Source organism: Pseudomonas sp. 2VD (genome assembly GCF_005503585.1).
In the GTDB taxonomy this organism is placed as follows: Bacteria; Pseudomonadota; Gammaproteobacteria; order Pseudomonadales; family Pseudomonadaceae; genus Pseudomonas; species Pseudomonas aeruginosa.
Genome location: NZ_SCND01000299.1, coordinates 1 through 7,608 on the forward strand (window position 1 = coordinate 1; position 7,608 = coordinate 7,608).

Here is a 7,608-nt window from a genome sequence, read left to right on the forward strand (position 1 = left end):
GCCGGCCGCAGCCGGACGAGGGGCGGCCGGGCCTCGGGCTGGGGCGCCTGCCGTCGTCCGCGGAACTGGCCGACGGCCGCTTCCGCGCATTGCTCGACGCTACCGCCGAACTTTCCTGCGAGCCGCAGGGGCTGGCCTATCGCAGCCTGCCGTTGCTCGACCTGGTCGCGCCGGACGTCGAGGACTGCCGGCGCGCCGCCGCGCTGATCGACGAACTGCTGGCGCAAGGGCCGCTGCTGGTGGCCTGTGCCCTGGGCTATTCGCGCAGCGCCACGTTGGTCGCCGCCTGGCTGCTGCTCAGCGGCCGCGCGGCGGACGTCGAGTCGGCCGTGGCCGTGTTACGCCGGGCGCGACCGCAAGTGCTGCTGGGTGAGGCCCAGCGGCGGACCCTCGCGGCGCTGAGCGGTAGCGTGCCGGAGCCATCGGCGGAACTGGGCGAGGTGCGCCATGCCTGAGCAATCCCTGGCCCTGGTGGCGGCGCTGCTGCGCCGTGGCCGCGAGATCGACCGGCTGTCCGCCGCACTGACCCTGCTGGCCATCGGGCTGGGCCTGTACCAGGCCGTGCAGGGCATCGGCTGGCGCTATTTCGCTGCGGCGATGCTGGCGATCGCCATGCTCGGCCTGTGGCAGAAGTACTGGGCGCTGCGAGTGGCCCTGGACGCCGAACTGTTCGAACGTTTCAGCCGCGCCGGCGACAGGCTGGAGGCGCAGACCCAAGGCCTGGACCGGGCCCTGGCCGACCTCGGCCTGGCCCGCGCGGACGCCGCGGGGCGCACCTGGAACCAGCGCAGCCGCGGCGCCCTGCGCCTGCTACGCTGGCAGGCGCTGGCCTGTGGCGCCCAGTTCCTGCTGGCCTTGTCGTGCCTGTTGTCGATCCCTCTATTCAACGCTCAAACCTGAAGAGTCTTCCCATGCTCGAATCAGTCGTCGCCTATGGCATCATCGCCGGCGCCCGCGCCATCACCGGCTTGCGCAGCCTCTGGCTGGGCACTACGCCGATCCCCAAGCAACGCATCTATTACGCCAACCACAGTAGCCATGGCGACTTCGTCCTGCTCTGGGCCTCGTTGCCGCCGGAGGTGCGGCGGCGTACCCGGCCGGTGGCGGGCGCCGACTACTGGAACAAGGCCGGCCTGCGCAGCTACGTGATCAACAAGGTGTTCAACGGCGTGCTGGTCGACCGCCAGCGCAGCGATGCCAATGCCAATCCGCTCGAACCCCTCGACCGCGCCCTGGACGGCGGCGATTCGCTGATCATCTTCCCCGAGGGCACCCGCAACCTGGACGACGAGGTCAAGCTGTTGCCATTCAAGAGCGGTATCTACCACCTGTCCCTGGCCCACCCGGACGTCGAGCTGGTGCCGGTCTGGCTGGCCAACCTCAACCGGGTCATGCCCAAGGGCCGCATGCTGCCGTTGCCGCTGCTCTGCACCCTGAGCTTCGGCAAGCCGCTGGTCGCCACGGCGGAAGAAGGCAAGGAGGCGTTCCTCGAACGAGCGCGCATGGCCCTGCTGGACCTGGCGCCGGAAGAGGAGGCCTGAGATGAACGAACAGACCTGGATGCTCTTCGGCGGGATCGGCGCGCTGCTGCTGCTCGCCTCGCTGGTCGGCTTCGTCCTCAAGTGGCGCGCCGGTCCCGGCCCGAACGCGGTGATCGACAACCTGAACGCGCGGATCAACGCCTGGTGGGCGATGGTCCTGGTGATCGGTTTCGCCTTCTGGCTCGGCCAGGCGGCGGTGATCCTGCTGTTCTATGGCGTGTCGTTCTACGCCCTGCGCGAGTTCATCACCCTCACCCCGACCCGGCGCAGTGACTACCCGGCGCTGGTGGCGGCGTTCTACTTCGTGCTGCCGATGCAGTACCTGCTGATCTACATCGACTGGTACAGCATGTTCTCGATCTTCATCCCGGTGTACGTGTTCCTGCTGTTGCCGATCCTCGCCTCGCTGGGCGGCGACACCAAGCACTTCCTCGAGCGCGCCTCGAAAGTGCAGTGGGGCCTGATGCTGGCGGTGTTCTGTATCTCCTTCGTGCCGGCGCTGCTGACCCTCGACATCCCCGGCTTCGAGGGGCGCAACCTGCTGCTGATCGCCTACCTGGTGATCGTCGTGCAGCTCTCCGACGTGATGCAGTACATCTGCGGCAAGCTGTTCGGCAAGCGCAAGATCGCTCCCAACCTGTCGCCGTCGAAGACCGTCGAAGGCTTCGTCGGCGGCATCGCCCTGGCCACCGCCATCGGCGCCTCGCTGTGGTGGATCACCCCGTTCAACCTCTGGCAGGCGGCGCTGATCGCGCTGCTGATCAACCTGCTGGGTTTCTTCGGCGGCCTGGTGATGTCGGCGATCAAGCGCGACCGTGGGGTCAAGGACTGGGGGCACATGATCGAAGGTCACGGTGGCATGCTCGACCGCCTGGACTCGGTGTGCTTCGCCGCGCCGATCTTCTTCCACGTGGTGCGCTACTGGTGGACGCCCTGAGGTTCGCCCGTCGCCGTTTCCCCGCCGTGTAGGCAGCCAGGAAATTGCGAGCGATAGAGACCCGTAGGGCGAATACCGCCACAGGCGGTATCCGCCGATACCCCGGATAAGCGGCGGATAACCGCAAGCGGTGATTCGCCCTACAACCAGGCTCCGGCATATGGGGACGTGACCGCAGCTTCACTGTCTCAGAGATTGACCAGGCGCATGCCTTCCTCGCTATAGCGACTGCCGGCGACCGCCTCGGCGGGGAAGATCGCATCCAGCTCGGCCAGTTCCGCCGCGCTCAGGCGCAGTTCCGTCGCGGCGACGTTCTCCTCCAGGTAGCGCCGCTGCTTGGTGCCGGGAATCGGGATCAGGTCATCGCCCTGCGCCAGCACCCAGGCCAGCGCCAGTTGCGAGGGTTTCACGCCCTTGGCCGCGGCCAGTTCGCCGACCTTGTCCACCAGCTTCAGGTTCTTCGCGAAGTTCTCGCCCTGGAAGCGCGGGCTGAAACGACGGTAATCGTCGGCGGCGAAGTCTTCCGGGCGCTTCAGGGTGCCGGTAAGGAAACCTCGGCCCAGCGGGCTGTAGGGGACGAAGGCGATGCCCAGGCGACGGCAGGCGGCGAGCACCCCGGTGTCCTCCGGATCGCGGGTCCACAGCGAGTACTCGCTCTGCAACGCGCTGATCGGGTGCACCCGGTGGGCACGTTCGAGGGTTTCCGCCGAGGCTTCGCTGAGGCCGATGTGGCGGATCTTGCCGGCCTTCACCAGGTCGGCGAGGGTGCCGACGCTGTCCTCGATGGGCACCTGCGGGTCCATGCGGTGCTGATAGTAAAGGTCCAGGCGGTCGGTACCGAGGCGCTTCAGGCTGCCTTCGATGGCGCGGCGGATATACGCCGGGCTGCCGTCGACGCCGCGCGCCTGGGGATTGGCAGGGTCGCGGACGATGCCGAACTTGCTGGCCAGGAACACCTGCTCGCGTTTGCCGCGCAGGGCCTCGCCGAGCAGTTCCTCGTTGCTGTGCGGGCCGTACATGTCGGCGGTATCGAAGAAGTTCAGCCCGAGTTCCACGGCGCGATGCAGGGTGGCGATGGCCTCCTGGCGGTCGCCGCCGGTGGTGTAGAAGTCGGTCATGCCCATGCAGCCGAGGCCGATGGCGGAGACGGAAGGGCCGTTGTGGCCGAGTTGACGGGTTTTCATGTGTCGAGCCTCGCGGGAGGGAAGGAAAACGCCGTCATTCTTCGCTCCGCATTGGCCTGGATAAAGCCCATAATTACGGTTTTACCATTCGTATTTTCCAAATAATCGAGGACGTCCGATGGATCGTTTCCAGGCCATGCAGGCCTTCACCCGCATCGTCGAGCTGGGCGCCTTCGGCAAGGCCGCGGACAGCCTGGAGCTGCCGCGCGCCAGCGTGACCCAGGCGATCCAGCAACTGGAGGCGTACCTTGGCGTGCAGTTGCTGCAGCGCACCACCCGCCAGGTCAGCCTGACCCTCGACGGGCAGGCCTACTACGAGCGTTGCGTGCGCCTGCTGGCGGACCTGGAGGAGGCGGAAAGCTGCTTTCCACGCGTCCTGAACAACCCGCGCGGGCGCTTGCGGGTCGACCTGCCGGGCGCACTGGGGCGGATGCGGGTGATTCCGTTCCTGCCGGAGTTCTGCGAGCGCTACCCGGAACTGGAGCTGCAGTTGAGCAGCAACGATCGCCTGGTCGACCTGCTGCGCGAGGGTGCGGACTGCGTGCTGCGGGTCGGCGAGCTGCACGATTCCAGCCTGGTCGGCCGGCACCTGGCCGACCTGCCGCAGGTGACCTGCGCCAGCGCCGCCTACCTGGAGCGTCATGGCCATCCGCGGCAGCTCGCCGAACTCGGCGGGCACCTCGCGGTGAACTACCAGTCGCCTTCCAGCGGGCGTACCGCCGACTTCGAGTTCAGCGTCGACGGGCGCCTACGCACGCTGCCGATGCGCAGCCGGGTCAGCGTCAACAACGCCGATGCCTACGTCGCCGCCTGCCGGGCCGGGCTCGGGCTGATCCAGGCGCCGCACTATCACGTCGCCGCCGGCCTGGCCGACGGCAGCCTCCGACAAGTGCTCGGCGAATGGTTGCCGCCATCGCTGCCGCTGCATGCCGTGTATCCCTCGCAGCGCCAGTTGTCGCCGCGGGTGAGGGTGTTCGTCGACTGGCTGGTGGAACTGTTCGGTCGCCAGGCGGCCGGCGAGACGCAATGAGACGCAGGCTTCCTGGTGAAGATTTTTCTCGATTTCGCCGGGATAACCTCGTTAGGATCGGCAGCCTTGGCCTGTCGAGCAGGGATGTTCGTCCGAGTTCCGGATGCCCACTGCCGCCAGGCCGCATTCATTCGAACAAGAATAAGGATCGCTGATGGAAAGCTTGCAGAAGTGGGTGGTCGACCTGAACGGCGTGGTCTGGGGGCCGTTGATGCTGGTGCTGATTCTCGGCACCGGCCTGTACCTGATGCTGGGGTTGAAGTTCATGCCCCTGGTGCGCCTGGGAGTCGGCTTTCGCCTGCTCTGGCAGGGGCGTAGCAAGGATGACGAGAGCAGCGGCGAGATCAGCCCGTTCCAGGCGCTGATGACCTGCCTGGCGGCCACCGTCGGTACCGGCAACATCGCCGGGGTGGCCACGGCGATCTTCCTCGGCGGCCCGGGCGCGCTGTTCTGGATGTGGTGCACCGCGCTGGTGGGAATGGCCACCAAGTTCTCCGAAGTGGTGCTGGCGGTGCACTACCGCGAGAAGGATGAGCGCAACGAACACGTCGGCGGTCCGATGTATGCCATCAAGAACGGTCTGGGCAAGCGCTGGGCCTGGCTCGGCGCGGCCTTCGCGCTGTTCGGCGGGCTCGCCGGCTTCGGTATCGGCAACATGGTCCAGGTCAACAGCATGGCCGATGCCCTGGAGGTTTCCTTCGGCGTGCCCGACTGGGTCACCGGGGTCGCCACCATGCTCGTCACCGGGCTGGTGATCCTTGGCGGCATCCGCCGTATCGGCAAGGTCGCCGAAGCCCTGGTGCCGTTCATGTGCGTCGGCTACATCGTCGCCTCGGTGATCGTCCTGGTGGTCCATGCCGAGGCGATTCCCGGCGCGTTCCAACTGATCTTCACCCACGCCTTCACGCCGATCGCCGCCACCGGCGGCTTCGCCGGCGCAGCGGTGATGGCGGCAATCCGTTTCGGCGTCGCACGCGGGATCTTCTCCAACGAGGCTGGCCTCGGCACCGCCGGCATCGCCCAGGCCGCCGGCACGACCCATAGCGCGGTGCGTTCGGGCCTGATCGGTATGCTCGGCACCTTCATCGATACCCTGATCATCTGCAGTCTGACCGGCCTGGCGATCATCACCTCGGGCGTCTGGACCAGCGGCGCCAGCGGCGCGGCGCTGTCCTCGGCGGCGTTCGAGGCGGCGATGCCGGGCGTCGGCCACTACATCCTGTCGCTGGCCCTGGTGGTGTTCGCCTATACCACCATCCTCGGCTGGAGCTACTACGGCGAGCGCTGCTGGGAGTACCTGGTGGGCACCCGGGCGATCCTGCCGTTCCGGATCGTCTGGACCCTGGCGATTCCGTTCGGCGCCATGACCCAGCTGGACTTCGCCTGGCTGGTCGCGGATACCCTCAACGCGCTGATGGCGATTCCCAACCTGATCGCCTTGCTGTTGCTGAGTCCGGTGGTGTTCCGCCTGACCCGGGAGTATTTCGCCAAGGCCAGGAGTTGAGCCTCGGGGGACGGCGACGCTCAAACCCGAGGTTTTCGCTCGGGTAAAGCGTGCTAGCATCGTCGCCGGCCCCGAATGCTTCCGCCGCCGGCCACAGGGCCGGCGGCTTCTCACTGACTAGAAGGATCAACGCAATGGCTCAAGTGACTCTCAAGGGCAACCCGGTCAACGTCGATGGCCAGCTCCCGCAGAAAGGCGCCCAGGCTCCGGCCTTCAGCCTGGTCGGCGGCGACCTCGCCGACGTGACCCTGGAAAACTTCGCCGGCAAGCGCAAGGTGCTGAACATCTTCCCCAGCGTCGACACCCCGACCTGCGCCACCTCGGTGCGCAAGTTCAACGTCGAGGCCGGCAAGCTGGCCAACACCGTGGTGCTGTGCATCTCCGCCGACCTGCCGTTCGCGCAGAAGCGCTTCTGCGGCGCCGAAGGTTTGGAGAACGTAGTCAACCTGTCGACCCTGCGCGGTCGCGAGTTCCTCGAGAACTATGGCGTGGCCATCGCCAGCGGCCCGCTGGCCGGCCTGGCCGCGCGCGCCGTGGTGGTGCTCGACGAGCAGAACAAGGTGCTGCACAGCGAACTGGTCGGCGAAATCGCCGACGAGCCGAACTACGCGGCGGCCCTGGCGGTTCTCTGAGCCCCACGGCCAACCCGCTTCGTCCCATGACCGTCGGCCAGGCTGGCTGGTAACGGGCGAACCCGATTCCCTTGGCTGCTCGCCTCGGGCCATGAGCAGGGCGGATAATCGCAGCGCGGTCATCCGCCCTGCGTCGCAGAGACGCAGCGCTAGCGCATGGCGACCTGGTGGCGCCGGCTGACGCTGGCGAAGGCGCTCTGGAACGCCTGCATCTCTTCCTCGCTGCCTACCGTCACACGGACCCAGTTGGGCCAGGAGGCCCACGGGCGGCCGACGTGCACCCGCTGTTTCTCCAGTTCGGCGATGACCAGCTCGGCGGGACGGCGCATATCCACCATGAAACAGTTGGACTGCGAGGCGGTGCAGCGGAAGCCCTGCTGGCGCAGCCAGGCGATGGTGCGCTCGCGGACCTCTGCGTTCTGCTGCTTGCGCCGTGGCACCAGGTCGTCGTCACGCAGGCTTTCCAGCCCGGCGTGGGCGGTCGGCGAGGGCACCACGTTGTGGCCGCCGAAGCGCTCCAGCCGCGCCAGCAACTGCGGATGCCCGATGGCCAGGCCGAGCCGGGCGCCGGCCATCCCGTAGAGTTTCGAGAAGGTACGCAGGACCAGCACATCCTGGCGCTGGACGGCCAGGCCGACGACGCTGGGTGCGTCGGAAAAATGGATATACGCCTCGTCGACCAGCACCACGCTGCGCTCGGGCTTGCGTTCGATCGCCCTGACGATCCGCTCGTGCGGGGTGAGGGTGCCGGTCGGGTTGTTCGGGTTGCAGATATAGCTC

General features: G+C 67.3%; 9 protein-coding genes. 7 read left to right on the forward strand and 2 right to left on the reverse strand.

Annotated features, from left to right (window positions below; genetic code table 11):
- The 4 genes from FFS27_RS24850 to FFS27_RS24865 all read left to right on the forward strand — a co-directional run.
- On the forward strand, positions 1 to 455 hold a 455-nt coding region (locus tag FFS27_RS24850; RefSeq protein WP_171019229.1), incomplete at its 5' end, for a dual specificity protein phosphatase family protein.
- Positions 448 to 900, forward strand: a complete 453-nt coding sequence (locus FFS27_RS24855; RefSeq protein ID WP_023101209.1) for a hypothetical protein — start codon at positions 448 to 450, stop codon at positions 898 to 900. The genes FFS27_RS24850 and FFS27_RS24855, both read left to right, overlap by 8 nt.
- A gap of 11 nt (positions 901 to 911) precedes the next feature.
- A complete protein-coding gene (locus FFS27_RS24860) occupies positions 912 to 1,541 on the forward strand; it encodes a lysophospholipid acyltransferase family protein (protein WP_003089964.1) in 630 nt (209 codons plus the stop codon).
- 1 nt (position 1,542) lies between these two features.
- Positions 1,543 to 2,478, forward strand: coding sequence for a phosphatidate cytidylyltransferase (locus FFS27_RS24865; RefSeq protein ID WP_003089962.1), 936 nt, complete (start codon positions 1,543 to 1,545; stop codon positions 2,476 to 2,478).
- A 188-nt stretch (positions 2,479 to 2,666) separates the two neighbouring features.
- Here the strand turns inward: FFS27_RS24865 and FFS27_RS24870 are convergent, their stop codons facing one another.
- A complete protein-coding gene (locus FFS27_RS24870; protein ID WP_021264874.1) occupies positions 2,667 to 3,662 on the reverse strand; it encodes an aldo/keto reductase in 996 nt (331 codons plus the stop codon).
- 118 nt (positions 3,663 to 3,780) lie between these two features.
- Between FFS27_RS24870 and FFS27_RS24875 the strand changes: the two genes are divergently transcribed.
- The 3 genes from FFS27_RS24875 (at position 3,781) to tpx (ending at position 6,828) form a co-directional block, all read left to right on the forward strand.
- The gene (locus FFS27_RS24875) at positions 3,781 to 4,692 is read left to right on the forward strand and encodes a LysR family transcriptional regulator (protein ID WP_021264873.1); all 912 of its coding nucleotides are present in this window, start codon (positions 3,781 to 3,783) and stop codon (positions 4,690 to 4,692) included.
- A gap of 154 nt (positions 4,693 to 4,846) precedes the next feature.
- Positions 4,847 to 6,196: an alanine/glycine:cation symporter family protein gene (locus FFS27_RS24880; protein ID WP_003089954.1), complete on the forward strand. Its 1,350-nt coding sequence runs from the start codon at positions 4,847 to 4,849 to the stop codon at positions 6,194 to 6,196.
- Positions 6,197 to 6,330: 134 nt separating this feature from the next.
- Positions 6,331 to 6,828 carry a thiol peroxidase gene (gene tpx / locus FFS27_RS24885; RefSeq protein ID WP_021264872.1) on the forward strand — a complete coding sequence of 166 codons (498 nt, stop codon included), beginning with the start codon at positions 6,331 to 6,333 and terminating at the stop codon, positions 6,826 to 6,828.
- Between the two features lie 149 nt (positions 6,829 to 6,977).
- Here the strand turns inward: tpx and FFS27_RS24890 are convergent.
- On the reverse strand, positions 6,978 to 7,608 hold a 631-nt coding region (locus FFS27_RS24890), incomplete at its 5' end, for an aminotransferase class I/II-fold pyridoxal phosphate-dependent enzyme (RefSeq protein WP_137952261.1).

Coding starts and splice junctions, on each gene's coding strand:
- FFS27_RS24855 (WP_023101209.1), top strand. CDS start 448: ATGCCTGAGCAATCCCTGGCCCTGGTGGCGGCGCTGCTGCGCCGTGGC.
- FFS27_RS24860 (WP_003089964.1), top strand. CDS start 912: ATGCTCGAATCAGTCGTCGCCTATGGCATCATCGCCGGCGCCCGCGCC.
- FFS27_RS24865 (WP_003089962.1), top strand. CDS start 1,543: ATGAACGAACAGACCTGGATGCTCTTCGGCGGGATCGGCGCGCTGCTG.
- FFS27_RS24870 (WP_021264874.1), bottom strand. CDS start 3,662: ATGAAAACCCGTCAACTCGGCCACAACGGCCCTTCCGTCTCCGCCATC.
- FFS27_RS24875 (WP_021264873.1), top strand. CDS start 3,781: ATGGATCGTTTCCAGGCCATGCAGGCCTTCACCCGCATCGTCGAGCTG.
- FFS27_RS24880 (WP_003089954.1), top strand. CDS start 4,847: ATGGAAAGCTTGCAGAAGTGGGTGGTCGACCTGAACGGCGTGGTCTGG.
- tpx (WP_021264872.1), top strand. CDS start 6,331: ATGGCTCAAGTGACTCTCAAGGGCAACCCGGTCAACGTCGATGGCCAG.